Annotated in this window: 12 protein-coding genes; 6 read left to right on the plus strand and 6 right to left on the minus strand. The window is 54.5% G+C overall.

Annotation, left to right across the window (positions count from 1 at the left end; all coding sequences use genetic code 11):
* Nucleotides 1-251: 251 nt before the first annotated feature.
* Entirely contained in the window at nt 252-1712 is a 1461-nt protein-coding gene (locus PKY88_10280; protein ID HOQ05586.1) for a hypothetical protein, read from the plus strand.
* An 86-nt stretch (nt 1713-1798) separates the two neighbouring features.
* Nucleotides 1799-2611 carry a ZIP family metal transporter gene (locus PKY88_10285; protein ID HOQ05587.1) on the plus strand — a complete coding sequence of 271 codons (813 nt, stop codon included), beginning with the start codon at nt 1799-1801 and terminating at the stop codon, nt 2609-2611.
* A gap of 6 nt (nt 2612-2617) precedes the next feature.
* On the opposite strand, the gene PKY88_10290 is transcribed toward PKY88_10285, so the two are convergent.
* Both PKY88_10290 and PKY88_10295 read right to left on the minus strand, forming a co-directional pair.
* Nucleotides 2618-3928 (minus strand): hypothetical protein, encoded by a 1311-nt coding sequence (locus tag PKY88_10290; protein ID HOQ05588.1) that lies wholly within the window; start codon nt 3926-3928, stop codon nt 2618-2620.
* A 140-nt stretch (nt 3929-4068) separates the two neighbouring features.
* Nucleotides 4069-5607, minus strand: coding sequence for a CARDB domain-containing protein (locus tag PKY88_10295; protein ID HOQ05589.1), 1539 nt, complete (start codon nt 5605-5607; stop codon nt 4069-4071).
* 322 nt (nt 5608-5929) lie between these two features.
* Here PKY88_10295 and PKY88_10300 point away from each other — a divergent pair, with 322 nt between their 5' ends.
* Complete coding sequence (locus tag PKY88_10300) at nt 5930-6952, plus strand: DNA recombination protein RmuC (protein ID HOQ05590.1); 1023 nt, start codon at nt 5930-5932, stop codon at nt 6950-6952.
* Nucleotides 6953-6965: 13 nt separating this feature from the next.
* Complete coding sequence (locus PKY88_10305) at nt 6966-7766, plus strand: alpha/beta hydrolase (protein HOQ05591.1); 801 nt, start codon at nt 6966-6968, stop codon at nt 7764-7766.
* Here the strand turns inward: PKY88_10305 and fucU are convergent.
* The 3 genes from fucU to PKY88_10320 all read right to left on the minus strand — a co-directional run bounded on the left by fucU (nt 7744) and on the right by PKY88_10320 (nt 14883).
* A complete protein-coding gene (fucU, locus tag PKY88_10310) occupies nt 7744-8172 on the minus strand; it encodes an L-fucose mutarotase (protein ID HOQ05592.1) in 429 nt (142 codons plus the stop codon). The genes PKY88_10305 and fucU overlap by 23 nt on opposite strands.
* A 367-nt stretch (nt 8173-8539) precedes the next feature.
* A complete protein-coding gene (locus PKY88_10315; protein HOQ05593.1) occupies nt 8540-13336 on the minus strand; it encodes a lamin tail domain-containing protein in 4797 nt (1598 codons plus the stop codon).
* A 98-nt stretch (nt 13337-13434) separates the two neighbouring features.
* Entirely contained in the window at nt 13435-14883 is a 1449-nt protein-coding gene (locus tag PKY88_10320; protein ID HOQ05594.1) for a UDP-N-acetylmuramoyl-L-alanyl-D-glutamate--2,6-diaminopimelate ligase, read from the minus strand.
* 283 nt (nt 14884-15166) lie between these two features.
* Between PKY88_10320 and PKY88_10325 the strand changes: the two genes are divergently transcribed.
* Together PKY88_10325 and PKY88_10330 are read left to right on the plus strand one after the other, a co-directional pair.
* Nucleotides 15167-16630: a transglutaminase-like domain-containing protein gene (locus PKY88_10325; protein ID HOQ05595.1), complete on the plus strand. Its 1464-nt coding sequence runs from the start codon at nt 15167-15169 to the stop codon at nt 16628-16630.
* A 25-nt stretch (nt 16631-16655) separates the two neighbouring features.
* Entirely contained in the window at nt 16656-16853 is a 198-nt protein-coding gene (locus PKY88_10330) for a hypothetical protein (protein ID HOQ05596.1), read from the plus strand.
* A 25-nt stretch (nt 16854-16878) separates the two neighbouring features.
* On the opposite strand, the gene PKY88_10335 is transcribed toward PKY88_10330, so the two are convergent.
* Complete coding sequence (locus tag PKY88_10335) at nt 16879-20259, minus strand: mechanosensitive ion channel (GenBank protein ID HOQ05597.1); 3381 nt, start codon at nt 20257-20259, stop codon at nt 16879-16881.
* Nucleotides 20260-20282: the final 23 nt, after the last annotated feature.

Genomic DNA, 20282 nt, shown 5'->3' on the forward strand with positions numbered 1-20282 from the left:
CCATACCCTTACGGGCAGGGCTATCCTATGCCGCCTGTGCAGGCTCAAAGTTCGTTTCTGGCCACCGAAAGCCGGCCGAGGGACTCTCTTTCTTCATTCTTAATTCGTAATTCTTCCTTTCTTCAATCCGTGTAAATCCGCGGTTTCTTATACGCTTTTAGGCGGTCTTCCTTAAACTTTCCACATCCCGTCTTGACAAAACAAAAAAATCTCTTATACTGCAATTTATTAAAGAAAAGGAGGAACGGAAAATGAGAAAGCTGTCCTTTTTCCGTTGGTTGGTTGTTGGAGGATGGATGTGCTCATCAGCCCTGTTCGGCTATTCCGGAGGCGATGGTTCCCCTTCTAATCCCTATCAAATCAGCACACCCCAAGACTGGCTGACCCTTTGCAGTACCCCCGCCGATGCAAACGGCCTTTGTTTTATCCTCACGAGCGACATCAACCTTTCCGGATTTCCTATCTCGGAGGTTGGCACAACTGAACAGCCGTTTACCGGGTCATTGGACGGAGCCGGACATACCATTTACGGGGTAAACTTTCAGTCCGCTGCCGATTTCTCCGGATTATTCGGAACAATCGGAACGGAGGGTCTTGTGCAAAATCTGACGGTTTATAATCCCGTCATTTCGGGTACCTCTTTCCACAATTTTTACATCGGCGGACTGGCCGGTTATAACAAGGGTACTATCCGCCGCTGCACCGTGGTCCGGGGTTCCTTAACACCAGAATATATTTTCATCAGCGGAGGTTTGGTCGGGGGTAGTGAAGGGCTGCTTCTGGACTGTTCCTACATCGGAGATACAACCCTTTCCGGCTCCTATGCAGGAGGTCTCGCGGGCATGAATTGGGGGACTATGGTCTCCTGTAAATCTCAGGGGAATATCTCTATCAACGGTACGCGCGGCGGGCACCTGGCTGGAGGAAATTCCGGAAGAGTCTTTCGCTGTGCGGCATCCGGCAGCTTGACGGTTTCCGGAACCGAAGGCGGCGGACTAATCGGAATCAATACCGGAACAGTCGAGTCCTCCTCGGCAGATGTAAACATTACCCTGTACCCCGGATCCAGCAAATACGCCTTCATCGGCGGGCTGATTGCCGACAACGGGGGCCCTGTTTTGAACTGCTGTGCAAAAGGAAACGGTACCGCCTATCTCTTATATGGTCCATCTTATACATGCAGAGCGGGCGGACTAATTGGCCGAAGCAATCCGAATATACTCCATTGTTATTCAACCGGCCAGGTCCGCGGCATTCCGGCACCTCAAACGATTCTCGGCGGTCTTGTTGGGGAAAAAGCAGGTCAGGGAAATATCGATGAGCCCTATTCATTCTGGGATATTCAAACCAGCGGATGCACTGTCAGCGCCGTCGGCACAGGCAAGACAACCGCAGAAATGAAAATGCGTTCGACGTTCCTTGCGGCCGGCTGGGATTTTACAAACGAAACAGACAACGGCCCTTATGAGACCTGGCGATTATGTACGGATGGAATCGATTATCCGCGGCTGAATTGGCAATCTCGCACAGGAGACCGGAATTGCCCGCCGGGAGTAGAGAAAACGGATTTGGCCTTTCTGGCAGAATGGTGGTTGGCAGACAACTGCGGGTTTGACAACGAGTTCTGCGCAGGAACAGATTTGAATTATTCTCAAACGGTGGACGGGGCGGATTGGGCAATCTTTACCCAAAATTGGCTGAAAAATCCGTAAAATCACCTATTCTCCTCCTCTCCTTCTTGCCCAAAACAAAAAACCGGATTATATTGAGGACACAGTCAGCAAAAGGACTTGCAGCGATGCTCGAACGACTGGAACAGCTTCATCCGATTATGCAGGCCCTCTTGGCCACGCTCTTTACCTGGGGGCTGACCGCCCTCGGAGCGGGCACCGTCTTTTTCTTCAAAAGCATCAACCGCCGCACGCTCGATGCGATGCTGTCCTTTGCGGCGGGCGTGATGATTGCCGCCAGCTACTGGTCGCTGCTGGCGCCGGCCATCGAGATGGCCTCCAATCAGGGACAAATCGCCTGGATTCCCGCCGCCGTGGGCTTTCTGCTGGGCGGAGCCTTCCTGCGGGGGGTCGATGTCCTCCTGCCGCATCTGCATCTGGGCTATCCGACCGAAGAGGCCGAGGGCATTCATACCTCCTGGCGGCGAAGCGTGCTGCTGGTTCTGGCCATTACCCTGCACAATATCCCGGAGGGACTGGCCGTGGGCATCGCCTTCGGCGCCCTCAAATACGGCCTGTCCGAAGCCAGCTTCAGCGGGGCCCTGGCCCTGGCTATCGGCATCGGCATCCAGAACTTCCCCGAAGGAGCGGCCGTATCGGTTCCGCTCCGCCGCGAAGGATTCAGCCGCCTGAAGAGTTTCTGGTACGGCCAGCTGTCCGGCGCAGTCGAGCCGATTGCAGGCGTGCTCGGGGCCTGGGCCGTAATGAGCATCACCCCCCTGCTGCCGTATGCACTGGCCTTTGCGGCCGGGGCTATGATTTTCGTCGTCATCGAAGAGGTCATCCCTGAATCGCAGCGGGCAGGCCATGTGGACCTGGCCACCACCTCCGCCATGCTCGGTTTTACCGTCATGATGGTTCTGGATGTGGCCCTCGGATAGCCGTCGTCAGGAATCCGCAGGCGTCTTCTTTCTGCGCGTCAGGATGTGATAGCCCAGCATCAGGACAAACAAAACCAGCAGCAATTGCAGGATTCTCTTGGCGGCGTGATCAACGGAGGCGTTAATCTGCCGGGTAATCTGGTCCTGGGTCTGGGGCATCTGCTGAAGCGTCTGAACAACCTGATGAATTTGCTCGGCAGTCCGGCCGATATTGGACACGAGGGCATCAAAATCCCGCATCGTAAACGGCGGACCGGCCTGGGGGTTCCGTTCCCTGCGAACCGTAAACGGCTCCACCAGTGCGCGAGCTGATTCGGCAGCCCGGGCAACTTCCGCCGCCGTCTCTTTGAGTGTTCGCCCTGTCGTATCCAGCGATTCAATCGCCGCCCGCACCTCAGCGGCTGTCTCTCGGGCCGAGACAAGGGCTTGATTCAGGGCTGTCTGAGAAGAGTCCTCCTCAAGCATGGCCGTCAACTTCTCCGCAGCAGCCGACAGACGGACACTGCTCTCCGAAAACCGCTCCAGACTGGTCAGCAATGACTGCATCTGCTCAGAACCGGCCCATTCATCCATAAACAATTGGGCCTCCCAGTGCATCATCTCCGGCAGGTCGCGGACGACATCCGTAAACCGCTCGGCGGTATTGCGGAACTGATAGACGGCATCGGCCGTCCTGTCCACGCCGCGCATCGCACTGAACGGCGCCATCGGAATCGTAATCACATTCATCAGCGGGTTGGGGCCTTCCTTCTGCTCCTTGGTGGCCATCACCACCAGATTCGAGTAAGTCCCGCGGATGGGGTTCCGCCGGGCGAAATCCATCAGATTGTCATAGGCCTCCTGGTACTTCTGCTCATCGAGGAACAGCCGGGCAATCCGCCGGATTTCCTCCTCCGCGCGGCGGGTAAAATCCACCACAACAGACTGCTGACTGCCGTAAAGGTGCATCCCGTCTCCCTGCTCGAGATACAGACGCATCCGGAGGGTAAAACCCCAAATCTCCAGAAACGCCGCCACCGGATCGGAGGGCTCCAGCATGGTGTCAATCGCGGAGATGATGCGCATCCGCATTTGGAGGCTGATTCGCTGGGTCCGGCGGGCTCCGTTCTGCGTATCAATCTGTTCGCCAATCCGCTTCAGCTCCGCCACATAATAATCCCGATAGCTGTTCAGCAGTTCCCGCAGCTCCTCTTTGGTAATCATTCCCTCCTGGGGTGTTCTCATCGTGCCGACCGTGGAACGATGACCCAGCTCACAACCGCCGAACCCCAGCAGAATCAGCCCTGTCAAAAGACAGACGGATAATTTCATATTCATTCCTCTTCCTACAAACAGATGTCAGCCCGATTCCAGCCGGCTGAATTCCATTGTAGCCCGCTTCCATCAGATAGAACAAATAAAAAAACTGTGAGGGCCCACAGACCCTCACAGTTTATCAAATGCATGTCTTTGAGGGCTTATTTATAGAAATGCGTCGATTCGGTTTCCTGAACATCGCGATCCAGCTGATCCGCATTCAGAACCACTCCAAATCGGACATCCCCTTCCTTGGCAGCCTTGACCGTAACCTTCCAGCTCGCTTTGGCCTTGGCGTTCAGAGAAGCCAGCGGCGCAAAGGTCACCTTGTTGCCCTCTGCACTTCCTTTTGTAGCGCCGTCGGCAGAGACAAACTGCATCGTATCTTCCAGCATGCAGACAATCTTGAGATTTGTAGCAGTTGCTGTGCCTTGGTTCGTTACGGTGATGACATATGTCTCATTCTGACCGACTTCAATGGGGTCTGCCACATCAACAACTTCCAGCAGCAAAGCCGGAATTCCGCGGATTTCCACCGAAGCGGACTTGGAAACATCCTGAGCGCACACCGCTTTGGCAGTGGCGGTATTGCTGATCTTGCCGAGCGCGGTCGGAACATAGGAAACCGTAAACTGCTTGGAAGCCCCGGGCGCCAAATCGCCGACGTTCCAGGTAATCAGCCCGCCGGACTGCGTCCCGCCGCCGCTGACCTGAAGCTGTTCAACTCCTGTCGGTATCATGTCGGTAACGACGGTATTCCTGGCCACCCCGTCCCCCTTATTGGCCACTGTAATCGTGTATTCTACGCGGCGTCCGCCGTATTCCCATTCCCTTCCAATCGTTTTGTCAATCGTCAGGACGGGCTGGGTCACTTTCGTCCGTGTCACATTGGACTCAGACTTCAGATTGCCGTCTGCTACAGCAACGGCCCTGTTCTCATACGTACCGGTTTTGGTCGCCTTGATCTGAACGGTCTTGGTCGCCGAACGCCCGGCCGGCAGCGAATCCACCTTCATTGTAACCTGCGAGGAACCGTCCATCGTTGTCAGACCTGCCGGCAATGGGTCGGTAATCTGAATATTCCGTGCTTCGCCTGTTCCCTTGTTGGTAATCGTAAATGTCACCTGCATCGGGTCGCAAATGGAGACTTCTGCCGGCGCATTCTTTACCAATTCAAGAGCCGGCTGAACCACCTGGGTCTTGGCACAGGCCGGGATGATATAGGTTGCATCCGCACAGGTGGCAAGCCAACCTTCACTAGTGGCTTGTCCCTTGACCACCATCGTCTTGGCCTCATTGGGTCCCATGCTGTCCAGCTGCCAGGTCAAAATCTGACCGGCCAACTTGCCCTCCGGCGACGAACTGATGTATTTAAAATTCTGCGGAAGCCGCTCTGTAATCACAACCGAACTTAAGGTCTTATCTGTCAGATTGGTGGCCTTAATCGTGTATTCAAACGGAGCATTCATCGTGACCGTCTGAGGCAGAATTTTTTCGAGCTTAAGCGTTCCGCAGCAATCATTGTTGTACAATTGGGTCGCCGTGTAATAGGCCGCCGCCGGGGCCGGTGCGGGCTTAGGAGCCGGGGCCGGAGTCGGAGCAGGAGCCGGTTCAGATTTGGTTTCTTCGCATTGAAAACACTGGCAGCCGCTTGCCGCACAAAGACAAACAATCAGCAAAATAGATAAAAGTTTTCTCATAAGTAACCTCCTTAAAAAGTTGAAATAGGGAAATAGATTTCATCACGTCTGATTTCATCACGGGGGAATCTTGTTGGGCCAATACTGACATTTATCCATAAGTTTTCTCCCAAAATCCATTCAAAATCGACCCTTAAAAATCTATGGTAATAACTTCTTCTCCTTTTGGAAAGCAATTATTTTAAAAATTATGAGCGTTACCGCCTGCTTAACTTCACCGCATTTCATCTTACAAAACAGGCAATTTGCATTTTGACGGCTTCATCCTCAGCCGATATAATTTTTCGCAAAAGTATGGAAGAAGAAATCCGGAGTCTGATGCATGCAAACTGCTCTCCTGACATTGATCGCCGTATTCATTATTTTGCTGCTGGCGGCTGCTGGAGTCTTGATTTTTAATCTTTCAGCGCTTCGCCGGGACACGGCCGCTCAGCAGACAGCCGCAGGGCTTCTTCAGCAGCAAATAGAACAAATGCGGCAGAGCAATCTGATTCTCTCGCAGACACTCGAAAAGAATCTTCAAACGGGCCAGCAGAGCATCAGTCAGTTTCTGGCCCACAGCGGACAGACCCTGGGCGAGCTGAAAGAACAATTGGGCCGACTCAAAAGCGACAGTGAACAGATGCTGCGCATCGGCCAGGAGGTCCGTAAACTTCAGGATATCCTCAAAGCCCCCAAACTGCGCGGACAAATCGGCGAATATTCGCTGGAGGGACTTTTGGGGAATATCCTGCCCGCCGAACACTTCGCCATTCAGCATACATTCAAAAACGGCAGAATTGTCGATGCGCTGGTTCGTCTGCCGGATTATTCGGTTCCGATTGATGCGAAGTTTCCGCTGCCGGCGTTTGAAAAGATTGCCGCCGCCGAAACCGAAGAGGAACGCAGCAAAGCGCGCCGTCAGTTTCAAACCGACGTCTGCAGACACATCGACAAAATCGCCGAAAGCTATATCCTGCCTGCTGAGGGCACAGCGGACTTTGCCCTGATGTACATTCCGGCCGAAAACGTCTATTACGAAACCATCGTTCATTCTGATTCGGACAAAGTCAATCTGCCGGACTATGCCCTTGCCAAAAAAGTCATTCCGGTCTCCCCCAATCTGCTGTACGCTTATTTGATGACGGTCGCCATGGGGCTTCGCGGAATGCAGATTGAAAAACAGGCCGCCGAAATTCGCACCGCCCTGGAACAGCTGACCGGTTCATTCGGCTCATTCGTCGACAGCTGGGGGGTGCTGGGCCGGCATCTGCGGAATGCTCAGAATCAATACGAAGAAGGCGACAGCCGCTTGAACAAGTTTACGCTCCAGCTGGAACAAATCCGTCGCGCAGACAAGACATAACGGAGAGCAAACAATGAAAAGGATTATCCTTTGGACATGTCTGACGGTATTGGGACTCGTGCCGCTCATCAGCTGCCGGCAGCAAACGAAGCCTTCTAAAGGCGTGATTGTCCTGGTTCACGGAGCCTGGGGCGGCGGCTGGGGATTTCGTCAAATGGAGGAACTGCTGCAGGCCAAAGGGTATCAGGTTTATCGGCCCACCCTGACCGGACAGGGAGAGCGGGTCCATCTGGCCGGCGAGCAAATCAGCCTGGAAACCCACATTCAGGATATTGTGAATGTGATTGTGTTCGAGGACCTGAAGGATATTGTACTCCTCGGCCACAGTTACGGCGGAATGGTCATCTCCGGTGTTGCTGACCGGATTCCGGAGCGAATCAGCCGGCTGATTTATCTGGATGCCGTTCTCCCGGAGGACGGAGAGAATCTGCTGGACCATCCGGCCTTTGCCGCCAACAAGGCACAGCTGCTGGCCGCAGCACGCGGCGGATTCATCTATCCGATGTGGGTCAAAGAGGACCAAAGTCCGCCCAAGGATGTCCCGCATCCCTTAAAGACCCTCACCGACCCCATCGTCCTGAACAACCCGAAACGTCTGGAGATTCCGGCTGATTATATTCTGACGATTGACCCGGGTACGGCCGAACAGCTGGATACATTTTATCCATACGCTCAGCGGGCGGCCCAGTACAAATGGCCGGTGCACCGAATGGAGGCCGACCACAACCCCCAGCGGTCCAAACCCAAGGAGCTGGCCGAGCTTCTGGACCAAATCCTCCAAAGCCGCCCGGTCAAACAACCACGCCCTTCTTGAGAATCAGGTTGGCATAAAGGGCCGGCTCGCTGGTGGCTACAATCGCAAAGGCATTTCGGGCACGTTCATAGAACGCGTGCCGCTCGATTTGCTCAAAATCAGTAAACTTCTCGCCGCTGGCCCGAATGATTTTCCGGTATTCCTCCCAAATCGTCGGGCGAGTCGGGTCGCCGGGCACCACCTGCATCAGCACAGCCGGACGCTGGACATACTGGTCCAGCGGAAAGAATTTCAAAACGGCCTCCAGCAGCGGCGGAATCATCAGGCCGTCGGCCCGGATGAGACGGCGGGCATTGGAACAGGCCGGAAAGTTGCCGTCCGCCAGCACCAGTTCATCCCCGTGGCCCATCTCCATCAGAACCTTCAGCAGCTCGGGCGAAAGAATCGCCGGAATTCCCTTGAGCATAGCATCCCTTTCCCAAAACAAGTCCGATCTATTCTAAAGGGAAAAATCTCCGCCGACAAGCCCAAGAGGAACGGAAACATCATTTCTGTTCCCTGACAGCTGATGACTGTTAACGGGTGCATCCTCTTTTCCCCAGGCTTGCGCCCGGGGCTGATTCCCACGTCAGGCCCTTGTCCTTCCCTCGCATCCCCCGTCATTCCCGCGGCATCTTGTCATTCCCGCGGCATCTTGTCATTCCCGCGGCATCTTGTCATTCCCGCGCAGGCGGGAATCCAGTCTTTTATTTCACTCCTTCCAGCATCCTGTCCACCGAGGCTTTTCGCCAAGGAGGAAGGCGGGAATTCAGCCCTGTTTGGAAACAAAGGCTTTAGTACACTCCCGGCGAAGGGGCCCCGGCGGTCCAGTTGGCCGGGTCGTTTCCATAGGCGGAAAGAGAAATCCGCTGCAGAGCTGCCCCGCCTCCATCCGGCTGATTCGGCCAAGGAAAATCATCATCGTAGGCAACCTGGTCGACGCGAATCCAGAAACGGTTTTTCCCGAAGGGCTGTTCCCCGGGCCGACAGAGCCGGACTTTCTCGCCGCCGTTGCTCAAAGACGTATCATTCTCAAACGGCCCCAGAATGGGAACATCTGCCGGAATCTGTGAACCGTAATAGGCCCGCAGAGCAGATGGATTTTTGGCAATAATCAAGACACCCCCGGCGGGAATTTCCGTGTTCAGCGGGAAAGGAAAGTCAATTCCTTCCGTAAAGGCCCACGGAACCAATTCCTGAATAATAGCGCCGGGCGCTGTTTCCGTATCAACCCAGTCCTGCAGGACAACCGGTTCAGAAGAGATGTTGACCAGCTCGATATACTCATCCCCCGTATTGTCGGGAGCGGGATTGTACTGGATTTCCGAAATCACAATCGGCCCAACCAGCGGATACGCGTTGGGGCCGCCGGGGGTTGGAGTGCTCATCGCCACAAAATCCATATCACCGTCTGTTTTTAGATAGCGTCCGAACGAAATACCGGTCAGCGAAGCATCAAATGACTGAGAAGCCTGGCAGGTGCCGTCGCCGGAGGTCAAATAAACGGTTTCGCCGTTTTCGCTCAGGGCGAAGGCCGAACCAAAATGCTGATTTTCATAAAAAACCGCATAGCCGTATGGCTCAAGGACTGTCCCATTCGGAATTTGGTATTTCATCAGGTTGGTGCTGCTGTCGCTGAGGAACCATCCGCCGATGGAAATCGGCTGTGCGGTTGTGTTGTACAGCTCAATCCAATCCGGTGCCTGATTATGAGAATGAGCCAGCAGCTCATTGATAACAATGCTGCCGGGCACTGGACCGACTTCAAAGACGGCCTCCGCCAAAGCACTCCACAGTCCCACACTGGTTCGGGCACGCGCTTTGACACAAACGGTCCTGGACAGGGTCAGCGGTGTGGTATAAACCGCTGCCGAAGCGGTATTCACCGCTCCGCCGGTCAAGCGAGGATCGGCGCCGTCAAGGGTGTACCAGATTGTATTTTCGCCGGCGGACATTGTCAGAACGGCTCCGCTGTCAGCCCGTCCGCCGTACTGCAGAACACCGTTCACAAAAAACTCCGGAGCCGCAATCGTCGGATACCACGGCGGATTTTTCGAGGTAAACTGGGCCAGCACAACATCTCGCCGGGTCGGGATGAAATTCGTTAAGAGCCGATTGCACTCGTTCAGCCATTCCGTATTTCGGGTATAAGGAGTCGCCGGCCGCCGGTTGTCGCCCCAGCGGGCGGATTCACCGACAATCGCCCGGTCAATCCAGGTGGTTAAGTTTGTAAAGAGAGCCGCAAAATTCTCCGGCGTCAACGCTCCGTTGTGGAAGAAATGTTTGTGAACCCGGTCTGCAAAAAGGATTCGATATTCGGGATTGACAATCCACTTCTGATGAAGTCCGGTCGGCGCCATCGCCGTGTTCTTTGTGGTGGCATCGACTACGGTAAACGTGCCGTCATCCATCACATGTTCGCCGTCCCACATATGCCAGCGCCAGCGCCCGGCTGGGTCAAACCGATTCCGCGTCGCATACCAGTTCTTGTGGTCCCAGTCGCCGTTGCCCAGATAGAAGTTGGCCAGCAGGTAATCAATAAAGTCGGCAACATCCAATTTCTGCTTGAGATTTTCGAACGCCGTCAGATAATCCGGGCTGGTGGGAGAAAGAGCAAACAGAGCAATATAATCCTCATTGCTGCCGCTGACAATGTTGGTGTAATCATGTTTGAGCACATCATAATCATCCTTCTCGCCGCCCAGATAGGCCGCTGCAAAAGAATCATCCGGCCGCTCGTGCAGCCAGTACAGCCCCCAATACAAGCCGTTCAGATACAGATGCACGGGTCTGCCGTGACAGGCATAGCCGCCCATTGCCAACTGCGTATTCGACGCCGCCTGGTCGCGCACATACTCCCCACGCAGACGCTGGGTTGCATCCGCGTGAACCCAGCTGTTTTGAGGACGTGAATCCAAAATAACCGTATCAAACCAGTCCGCTGCACTGGGTCCGAACAAGGGGTATTCGAGCCGGCCGCCGTAAACCCCGCGGAAGGTCAGCCGGAAGGATAATTTATAACTCTTCCACCGGTTCAGGGTCGTGCCGCCGCCGCTGACGCCGCCCTGCATCCGAACTCCGCAGTTGGTGTGGAAGGACTCGATGCCCTGCGGGTCCAGCCATTCGACGGAGCCGGCCCGTTCCGTTCCGTCCTGACTCTGATTGATATAGATTCCGGTGCCGGAGCCGAAAAGCTGGGCTATCGGCACCACCAGTGAAACCGACGGAATCGCCTTCAGGTCGTCTTTGAGCGTCGCTGCATACAAAGCCCCGAACTGCCCGCTTGGCGAGGCAATATCCGGGTCCACCTGATAATCCCCTGTAACGGAACCGCTGTAGGAACCGCCGGGCCAGGTTATCGGATACCCATCCGGCACCACCTGGGCTCCGGTGGATGGATTGGCTGCCTGCGTAAGAACATTATCCAAAAACAAATAGGTCTGCGTATCCACATTCGAAGGCAGCCAGCCGGTTTTGAAGGCCGCCGCACGCAGACACGTTGTTTTGGTGATTTGAATCGGATTGGCCGGATTGTAGATTTGACCGTTTGTTTCTGTAGGCTCCGTCGTATCCGTTGTATAGCGAATAACGGCATCCGGCGTGGGGCAGAAAAGCTGAACCGTAAACGGGGCATCAAAAAATCCTCGTTTCACACTGAAACGGGTGTCGCCGACAACTCCTTCATAAATCCCCGTATTGGCAGCCCCTCGTGTCGGCGAGATCAGATAACCGACTTGCCCGTCGGAGCCGATTCCGTACGAGACCAGACCCCGTTGAGGCGGATAGGTCTCAAAAGAGTCCTCTATCCATTGTCCATCGGGACGAACCAGGGCCAGAAACTCCCCATCCATCGACAATTCAAAATTGGTATGCAGGTTCCCCCAGTCGTCCACAAAAGGATAGCCGTATTTCGCTTCGTCCTTGTTGGATGCGTAAACCAGCAAATAGCCCCAGGGACCGATGGAAACGCCGGTTGGAAACCGCCATTTGGTCAGATGGTTTTGGCTGTCGGTCAGATACCATCCTTCCAGCGAAACGGTCTGGTCGGACAGATTGCGGATTTCAATCCAGTCTTCGTAAGCGGGCTGGCCATTGACCTGCGTGTAGAGATTGACGGCCGGCAGCGGACGCAAATCGCTGACATTGGAGTTGACGGCCATAAATTCATTGAGCACCAGTACCTTCGGCGGATGGGTGTATTCCGCCGAAAAAGCGGTCAACTGACCCTCGGAAACAAAAATCTCATGAGGCGGCGGAGAAAACCAGCCCGAAAGCGCCGAAAACTCAATGGTATGAGGCCCCTGCGGCACCGAGGATAGAACGGCCTGGGAAGACAGCCAGGTTCCCCCGTCCAGCCGCCACTGAGCCCCGGCCGAAACAGCTTCTGGAGGCAGAATCATCACCTGAACCGACCCCAGCCGCTCCTCCAGCCAGGAAGAGGCCAGAAAATAAAGGTCTGACAAATCCGCCCGACCGCTGCCGTCCAAATCGAATTGATTCGGTTCACTTTCAGTCAGCCAGCCGGCGGCCCAGTCGCTCAGGTCCGCCAGATTCACCCGACAATCCCCATTCACATCCCCCAAAGGACAGAGCGGCTCTTCCACCGTGATAACCACTGTATCGGCCGCTTCCAGTTCGCCATCGCTCGCCCGCAACTGCAGCTCGTAGATGCCGGCTGTCGGAAAACGCACCGCGACCTGCGGCTGATTGGGAGACGAAACAAACACCGCATCCGACGGTCCGGAAATCTGCGACCAGGCGAATTGCAGATAGCCGTCGGGATTTCCATACCCGTCGTCAGATACAGAGCCGTTTAAGATCAGATACTCACGCGGGCGCCGGATGGTTTTGTCTGTTCCGGCATTCACTCTGGGAGCCGTGTTGCCCTGCTCGGCGAGCATAAACCCGCCGAACGGATACGCCCGATAGTCGCTGCCGTAGGCCTGAGCCCGCACTATGAAACTTCCCGTTCCATCGCCCCGGTCGGCTACGCGAATTTGGTCCCAACGCACGACATATCCGGTAGTGCTCAAGTGATTGCCGCCGGCCTGCAAAACGGTTTGGTCCCCGCTTTTCAAATAAACGCCGTCTGAACTGTTATTGACGGCACTGATATGTCCGGAAAGGGTAAAAAGGGTCAGACGTTCCGGATAGAGATACCCCCGAATCGCCGTTGTAACAAATGTATAGTTTTTTTGAGGGTTCAGACCGGTAAACTCAATTTCAACCCACCAGCCGCTGCTGCCGTAATAAATCAGCCGATTCGAAAAATCGACAATCCCGCCGAACACGTCATAAGCCGGCGTCCCTGGCCGCGGCTGACTTTCCCCCTCGGCAGAGCCGCTGGTTTCACTGACAGCCAGTCCGGCTGATGCATTCCATCGAAAAGCAACCCTGACGGGGGTCTGAAGACCGGTCGCAAAATCAATCAAATAGCCGGAGGTTTGGGATGTAAACCCGTTATAAATAGTCCAGTTTGTGACATTGGGGGCTGTTGTATCATCCGTTCCCCGAATGCAGTCATTGTAGGCAATAAAATTACAAACAGCAAAAGATGGCAGAAACAGGACAAAACAGATGTGCTTTTTCACTTATCCCCCGACAAAAAATCTTTCTCTTTTTTTAAAATAAATGTCGGGAAAGCAACGACTTTTACAAAGAAAATTAGTTTTTTGTTAAATCAGAAAAATTACAATTCGCTCAAGGCCCGCAACGCCTCTTCCTGGTCGCTGAAGTGGCTTTTTTGTGTTCCGATAATCTGATAATTCTCATGCCCCTTTCCGGCTATTAGGACAATATCCCCCTCTTTGGCTTCATGAATCGCCAGCCGGATGGCTTTTCTTCTGTCGGGCTCAATCACGACGGACTGGGTCCTGAAAGTCTGCGTAAATCCCTTTACTATATCCTGAATAATCGAATTCGGTTCCTCTGTCCTCGGATTATCACTGGTGACGATAACCCAGTCAGCAAGGGCCTGAGCCACCTGGGCCATTCGGGGACGTTTGGTTTTGTCCCGGTCGCCGCCGCAGCCAAAAACGACAACGAGCCGCCCCCGACACAGCGGCCGCAGCGTTGTCAGAACGTTTCGAAGGGCATCATCCGTATGGGCATAATCGACAAAAACGCGAATGCCGGCCTCCTGGGCTTGTCCGCAAAGAATCGGTTCAAGCCGTCCTGGAACCGCCTGAAGTGCTGACAGCCCTGCCGCCACCGTGGACACATCCAATCCCACGGCAAAACAAAGCCCCGCCGCCGCCAGATGATTGCTGATATTGTGAAGACCCGGCAGGGGAGTTTGGACTTTTTCCTTAATATTTCTGAACACCAAATAAAACTCGCTGCCGACAGCATCCATGGATTCAATCTCTGCGGTAATATCTGCTTCCTTATGCGTGGAGTACCACAAAATGCGGCGATTGATTTTCGCGGCTATTTGAACAGAGGCATCGGAATCCGCATTCAGCACCGCCAGCGCGTGAATAGGCAGCCCCGTGAAGAGTTTGGTTTTGGCCGCCAGATAGGCCTCCATCGTTTTATGATAGTCCAAATGGTCCCCGGTTAAGTTGGTAAAAGCCGCTGCGGAAAAGGAAATCCCCGCCAGCCGATTCTGGTCGAGGGCATGGCTGCTGGCTTCAATCATCATAAAGCGTCCGCCATGTTCGACCATTTTGGCCGCGGCTTGCGCTACGGTGAGCGGGTCAGGCGTAGTCAAAGGCGAATCGAGAATTTCGCCGATCAAATCATACTGGATAGTCCCGATTAATCCGCAGGGCAGTCCGGCCGTATTCAGGACCGAACGAACGAGATATCCGATTGTGCTCTTGCCGTTGGTGCCTGTGACAGCCAGATTGGTCAAACGGCTGTTCGGATTGCCGTACGAGGCCTGGGCCAACTGACCGAGCGCCGCCGAGCTGTCCTGAACCAAAATCAATTCCACCGAAGACGGCAAGACCTCAGGACGTTCAGCCACAATATATTTAGCCCCTTGCTGAACGGCTTGAGAAATAAAAGAATGACCGTCCACATGGGCACCGCGCACCGCAACAAACACATCCCCCGGCTGCACCTGCCGAGAGTCATTTCGCACATGGATTAAACGAGAACCGCTTACCCGAGCCAGCAACTCCGTCAAGGTCATGTCCGGAATACTCCATTGAGAATCGGATTTTCTCTTTGTAGATGCCGATAATCTACAATTGTTTTATACCGTTCATTGCAAACCTGTCCAAACACAATTATAATCTCTCTATCGACAAAATAAGCTCCTCACCCTGAATAGGAAGGATGGAATTATGAAAATCTCAGAAAGAGTTCGTACGAGCTCTGTTATTCGTTCTTATCCGATAATATGGGTTGCGCTCGGATTCTGGTTTCTCCTAGACCCACCGCTGCTGTTCGGGGCAGAGGAAAAACCTTCTTATATGGCCATTTTTTTGGAGGGCAAAAAAGTCGGGCATTCCATTCGCACCCGTCAGACAGAAAACGGTCGAGTCATTTCAACTGAGGAGATGACCTTTATTGTCTATCGCGGCGCCCAAATGACCCGTCTGTACACCAAGGAAACCCATATCGAAACCGCCGACGGAAACCCCCTCGGGTTTGAAATGATTCAGGATATCGGCGGAGGCATGCAGAAGCGAAGCGGGGTCATCCGTCCCGACGGACAAATGGATGTAACCCTCGAAATCGCCGGGACCCAACAAACCCTTGTACTGGCCTATCCGCAGGGTGCTTTGATGACCGAAGGGATGCGGCGTCTCCAGAAACAAAAAGGACTGGCGGAGGGAACAGAATTTGAAGCCGTTATCTTTCGCCCTGACATGCTCGAGACCACCGGCGGCGTGCTGTCAATGACCGTCAAAAGCGGCCCCAAAAAAGAAATTGATTTGCTCGGCAAAAAAATCCAGGCCTACGAAACCGAAACTCTTCTGCGCGTCCCCCTCCCCTTTGGGAACCAGGTTCAGACCATTCGAACGGTCAATTACTGCGATGATGAGCTGGAATCGCTGAAGATTCTGGTTCCTTTCGGTGACAAAACTCTCGAACTGGTCTCCTGCGAGAAAGAACTGGCTTTAAGGCCGGAGGATATCTTTGATTTCCTTTCTCTAATAACCGTGTCCAGTCCGGTTCCTTTGCCGCCGGCAGGGACCGCATCAGCGATTGCATACGAAATCACCGTTCTGTCGCCGGAGGGAATTAAGATTCCTTCTGACAACAATCAGGTTGTTGAATCCCTTGGAGAGAAACGTCTTTTATTAACGGTTCGCCCGGCCGTTCCGCCTTCCGACATACCCTTCCCTTATACGGGCAGCGACCCGGAGATTCTGGACGCCCTCAAAACCACAGAGTATCTTCAAAGCAAAGATCCGAAAATCGTTGAAATGGCCCGGACCGCTGTAGGCAACACGACAGATGCCGCCAAAGCCGCGCGGCAAATCGAGTCCTTTGTCAGCGGATACATTAAAAAGCAGGATTATTCCGTCGGATACGCCACCGCTCGCGAAGTCGCCGAAAGCCGTCAGGGAGACTGCAGCGAACACGCCGTTCTGACCGCCGCCCTCTGCCGGGCCGTGGGGATTCCCGCCCGAGTCGTCAGCGGACTGGTCTATACAGAAAATCTGGCCGGTCAGAAGAACGTCTTCGGGGGACACGCATGGGTAGAGGCCTATATCGGGGGAGTATGGGTGGGGCTGGATGCGACCCGCGCCCCGCAAGGGTATGGTCCCGGTCATATTGTGCTGGCAAAAGGCAACGGCAACCCGACCGATTTTCTGAATCTGACGACCGTCTTTGGAAGCTTTAAAATCGACAAAGTAACCGTGCTTCCAACCCTGCCGGCCCAAACGCCAAAAACGCAGGAATCTTCCGCATCCGTTTCCCAATAAAACCCTTTTCAGCAGGAGTGTTTCTATGCATCCCTGTTCAGACAGCAAAAAACACGCAGAGCATTTGTGCAAATTGACTGCCGATGGTCTTCACCGCAGCCGGCCTGAGGAATACAAAGGGCTTGTCAAAGACCCTCAATACGTCTGCAAAAGCTGCGGACGCGTTGCCGCCAAAAAAGACTCTCTCTGCAGCCCCGTTGCGCTGGGGACCTGGGAAGAATAAGCAGGTCGAAGATTTTCTCTGAACCTCAGGAACGCATGGGCGGCTCCGACGGCTGAATCGGCAGCGGTGCCTGAATAGAGCGGATATGCAAATCGCGCTGCGGGAAGGCGATTTTAATCCCTTCCTTGCGAAATTCCTCATCGATTGCACAATTGATCTGGTGTTTGACATCGACCAGACAATCCATCGAAGGAATATAAACCCGAAGCTCAAACTGCAAAGCGCTGTCCCCGAAACTGTCAAATACTACGCGAGGCGCCGGATCATCCTGAATCACATTCGGATGAGAACGGGCGATTCGATATAAAACCTGTTCAACCTTTTTGATGTCCGAACCATAGGCCACACCGACGGGGAACGCCAGACGCAAAACGGTATCCGAGAGAGTCCAGTTAATCAGCCGGCCGGTAATAAATTCCCGATTGGGCACCACCAGCTCCTTGCGGTCCCACAGCTGAATCGTCGTCGCCCGGGTCTGAATGCGGGTCACACGTCCGGTCACCTCTCCGATGGTCACGACATCCCCCACCCGCAGCGGACGCTCCAGCAGAAGCAGCAGACCGCAGATAAAGTTGGCAAAAACCTCCTGCAGGCCGAAGCCCAACCCGACACCGAGGGCGGCAATCAGCCACTGAATGGACGACCAGCGAATGCCCAGCTCTGAAGAAACCAGCAGAATGCCGACAATCACCAGTACATAGCGGCTGACGGAGGTGATGGCAAACCGCACCCCGGCATCCAGCGGGAACCGCCGCAGAAGACTCACTTCCAGAAAGCCCGGAATGTTTCGGGTCAGAATCACCGTCAGAATGGTGATAATCAACGCCCGGAACAGCCCGGCCATTGTAATGTCTTTCACCTGCCCCTGAGCATCCGATGAGCTCCACAAATGAACCTTTTCCAGCACACCGAATGCGGGCAGCACAGACCTCCAAATCCAGAAGACCCCCGCCGCCATCAGCACAATCACCAGGGCATTAATCAGCTTTCGGGTCTGCCCGAACAGATGAGCGAACCATTCCGGAGAATGTTCCATCCGGCTTTCTTTCGACGGAGCAGCCTGCTCCGCAGACGCAGCAGGTTCGAGGGGGCCAATCGATTGGAGATGCAGGGACTGCTGAAGCACAGAAAGCCAGCGAATCAGCATCCCATAGACAAACAGAACAGCCAGCAAAAACAAAATCGTCTCCTGCAGACGCTGTTCGAGCTGCCGGGCGGTGAACCCGTATCCGAGAACGGACAAATAGCAGAAAAACAGCGGAACCAGCCAACAGAGTCCGTACCAGGCATATCGAAACGTATAGAGCCACTGAACACGATGCAGATAAGAAGACAGAAAACCTGAAGGCCGCAGCACAATCAGCAGAAACATCATCAGAAGAATCTGCCGGGCCAAAAACAGCAGCCGCAGGACGCCGTTTCGGGCCGCTTCTTCAATCGCGGCATCCTCCGTCAGATACCACACAAAAACAAGCGGAATCAGAATCTGAAAATACCAGCCGATATGTCTGCGAAACGCGCTCAGGAAATCCGCGGGCAGGCGGAAATGCTCCCCCAACCCGGCAGGAGCACAGAAAATCTGAAGAAACCGATAGACAAAAAGACAGACCGAAGATGCCAGCAAGCCCGCCGCGAGAGACGCAGTTTCCGGGAAAAGAGCCGAGTTTACTTTCAGACGCCAGCCCAGATAGAACGGAACCAACGGTCCAATAGAAGCCGACAGAATAGACAGCAGCAAAGCATACACCGTGTAAAGGTATCGATCGGAATTGACTTTGGAAACTTTCTGGGCCAGTTCCCGGAGCCTCTTTTTGAACCAATTTCGGCAGCGGAAAAGCCCAATCCAGCCGGCCGCACAAAGGATATGCAGCCCCCATTCTTCTACGACATCCTGACGCCAGGCCGAAAAAATCTGACGCCATCGGCTACCGGATATCCATTCCCGGCCGACCCGAAGAACAGACCAGAAATCCCGAAGACTGAACAAAGAGGTGTTCTTGACCCAAAAACTGTTCTCCTCGATAAACCGTTGATATGTCTGAACAGTGCTGACCAGGGCTCGCTCCTGAATATCCAGCTGGGCCAACGCCGTCAGATACTGCATCGTGGAAGCCGTCAGATTCTGGAGAAGCTCCCGCTGCCGGCTGAGCAGTTCGATGACCTTTGGAAGCAAAGCGGAATAGTCTTCGTCGCGTTCCGACAGCCCCGCCGATGCAAGCCGAAAGGCGGCCTGGCCCGACACATCGGCTAAATCCGACCACTGGCGGTCGTATTTGCCCCATTCGAGCTGAACTGCAGAGCTTTCCATCATCCGGCGGCGAATCTGTTTTCGATGCTCACGCAGATCAGGCAGGTCGTTTTTCTTGGTCACCAGCAGCACCCCCAGGGCACTGGTCACCTGCCCGGCTCGGGCAATCTGGGTCTGAATGCCCTCATAATCTTTGCTGACATTCCTCAACTGAGTTTCAACCATCATCGCATAACGGGCGTTTTCTTCCAGCTGGCGAATTCGCTCTGTCTGAAGAGAAGCCAGTTCGGCGTTTTCCAGAAGCAGCTGCTGAAGCACCGGATGCGTTCCCTGTGATTGATGCGCGGCCTGCTCGGCCTGGGCCTGAATCTGCTGAACCTCACGAAGACGGGCCTGCTGAAGCGCCTGCTCCCAACACCGAACCCGACGTTCGGCCTCCGCCAGGCGCCGAGACGAGACATCCCGCTCCAGCATCATCAGGGCTTCGGCGGCGGCATACGCCTTTTCCTCCTCCTCCAAAAGCTCCATCTGAAGACGAAATGTTTCAATCTGAATCTGACTGACCAAAGCAGTCGCCTGGGCCGGCTCGGCCGCACGAAACGGTACAACAAGCGGCGGCATCTGCTGCTTGATTTGGTCCATCTGACCGCGGGCGGTCAGGAGTTCCTGCGGAATCTGCGCCCTGCGCTGGGTGCGGCGGAGCATTTCCTGCTGAACCTGTTCGGCATTCTTGCGGGCCTCATCCCAATCCGTACGGGCCGCCGCAAGTTTCTCCTCCAGTTCTGCAATCGAAAGTCCCTCCGCCGAAGGCAGCCCGGACGACTGATTGAGCGCCGCCAGCGTCTGACGGGCCTTTTCCATCTTCTCCGGCAGCGACGCCTGCATCTGTCGGAAAGACTCAACTCGACTTTGGAGCTCCTTATTTTGGGTCAGAAGGGCCAGCGCCTTGTCATACAGTTCGAAAAGTTTTTGACGGGTCTGCCCCTGAACAGACGAATCCTGCTCGACAGCTTTCCGATACTGCAAAACTTTTTCTTCGGAAATCTCCACTCCGGCGGTCGAAGCCGATAAAACCTGGCCAAAACTGCAGGAGACCCAAACCAAAAAGAAGAAGACCGCAGGAGTCGATTTATAACAACAACGGCTGTTCTGATTCATAGCTAATATCCCTTAAAACGACC

The organism is Anaerohalosphaeraceae bacterium (assembly GCA_035378985.1).
Taxonomy (GTDB): Bacteria; Planctomycetota; Phycisphaerae; order Sedimentisphaerales; family Anaerohalosphaeraceae; genus JAHDQI01.

Bases quoted from the DNA above. Each gene is read 5' to 3' on its own strand.
- PKY88_10285 (HOQ05587.1), top strand. From the start codon at position 1,799: ATGCTCGAACGACTGGAACAGCTTCATCCGATTATGCAGGCCCTCTTG.
- PKY88_10320 (HOQ05594.1), bottom strand. From the start codon at position 14,883: ATGACCTTGACGGAGTTGCTGGCTCGGGTAAGCGGTTCTCGTTTAATC.
- PKY88_10295 (HOQ05589.1), bottom strand. From the start codon at position 5,607: ATGAGAAAACTTTTATCTATTTTGCTGATTGTTTGTCTTTGTGCGGCA.
- PKY88_10325 (HOQ05595.1), top strand. From the start codon at position 15,167: ATGGCCATTTTTTTGGAGGGCAAAAAAGTCGGGCATTCCATTCGCACC.
- PKY88_10305 (HOQ05591.1), top strand. From the start codon at position 6,966: ATGAAAAGGATTATCCTTTGGACATGTCTGACGGTATTGGGACTCGTG.
- PKY88_10330 (HOQ05596.1), top strand. From the start codon at position 16,656: ATGCATCCCTGTTCAGACAGCAAAAAACACGCAGAGCATTTGTGCAAA.
- PKY88_10290 (HOQ05588.1), bottom strand. From the start codon at position 3,928: ATGAATATGAAATTATCCGTCTGTCTTTTGACAGGGCTGATTCTGCTG.
- PKY88_10335 (HOQ05597.1), bottom strand. From the start codon at position 20,259: ATGAATCAGAACAGCCGTTGTTGTTATAAATCGACTCCTGCGGTCTTC.
- fucU (HOQ05592.1), bottom strand. From the start codon at position 8,172: ATGCTCAAGGGAATTCCGGCGATTCTTTCGCCCGAGCTGCTGAAGGTT.
- PKY88_10300 (HOQ05590.1), top strand. From the start codon at position 5,930: ATGCAAACTGCTCTCCTGACATTGATCGCCGTATTCATTATTTTGCTG.
- PKY88_10280 (HOQ05586.1), top strand. From the start codon at position 252: ATGAGAAAGCTGTCCTTTTTCCGTTGGTTGGTTGTTGGAGGATGGATG.